This is a genomic window from Planomonospora parontospora, assembly GCA_014647935.1.
GTDB lineage: Bacteria > Actinomycetota > Actinomycetes > Streptosporangiales > Streptosporangiaceae > Planomonospora > Planomonospora parontospora.
Map to the genome: position 1 here is coordinate 1 of BMQD01000095.1, position 1,021 is coordinate 1,021.

The 1,021-nt window shown below is 77.8% G+C and carries 1 protein-coding gene; it reads left to right on the plus strand.

Annotated features, from left to right (window positions below; genetic code table 11):
* Positions 1-49 precede the first annotated feature (49 nt).
* Complete coding sequence (locus IEZ07_RS35270) at positions 50-1,015, plus strand: Acg family FMN-binding oxidoreductase (protein WP_191898771.1); 966 nt, start codon at positions 50-52, stop codon at positions 1,013-1,015.
* The last annotated feature ends 6 nt before the right edge of the window (positions 1,016-1,021 follow it).

Sequence of the window (1,021 nt, forward strand, 5' to 3'; positions counted from 1 at the left end):
CGGGGCCGGGCGGTGCGCCAGCCTCGAAGAGAATCGAGGAGGTTCCGCCATGCTCAGCCCACTCGCCACCCACGCCGGCCTGCGGCGGCTCGTCACCGCGGCGGGCGCCGCACCGTCGGTGCACAACACCCAGCCGTGGCGTTTCGGCGTCCACCGCCGCGAGCACATCGAGCTCCACGCCGACCCGGACCGCCGGCTCCCGGTGGCCGACCCGCGCGGCCGGTCGCTCCACATCAGCTGCGGCGCAGCCCTGTTCAACCTGCGCCTGGCCCTGCGCGTCGCCGGCTGGCGGCCCGTCTCCTGGCCGCTGCCCGCGATCGGGGACGCCGGGTCCACCCTGCTCGCCGCGGTGCGGCCGGTGCGGGCTCCGCTCGCCTCGGCGGCCGAGCACGAGCTGTACGCCGCCATCCAGGACCGACGCACCAACCGCCGGCCCTTCTCCGGCGCCCTCGTCCCCGCGGGGGTCATGGCGGAGCTGGCCGCGGCGGTCCGGCTGGAGGGCGCCGAACTGGTCCGCGTGGACGGCCCGGCGGGCACCGCCCTGCTGGAGGAGGTCGCCATGGCCGAGGAGCGGCTGGCGAGCGACGCCGGGTACCGCGCCGAGCTCGCCCGGTGGACCGGCGGGGACGGGCGGCGCAGCGACGGGCTCCCGCCCTACGTCCAGGGCCCGCGCCCCGACGGCGTCCTCGTGCCCGTCCGCCGCTTCGCGCGGGCGAACGGGGAGACCGCCCGCTTCGAGGCCCGGCCGCAGCTGGTGGTCGTGACGACCACCGGGGACGGGCCGCAGGACTGGCTCCGCGCCGGCCAGGCGCTGCAGCGCATGCTGCTGGTCGCCACCCTGCACGGGGTGTCGGCCTCGTTCCTCAACCAGCCGCTAGACCTGCGCGACATGCGCCGCCACAGCGATCCGCGGCACCGGCGCGGCCACCCCCAGATGATCGTCCGGATCGGCTACGGACCGGCCGTGCCGCGTGCGCCCCGGCGCCCGGTCCCGGAGGTCCTCAGCGCCGCGTAAACGGCC

Coding starts and splice junctions, on each gene's coding strand:
- IEZ07_RS35270 (WP_191898771.1), top strand. CDS start 50: ATGCTCAGCCCACTCGCCACCCACGCCGGCCTGCGGCGGCTCGTCACC.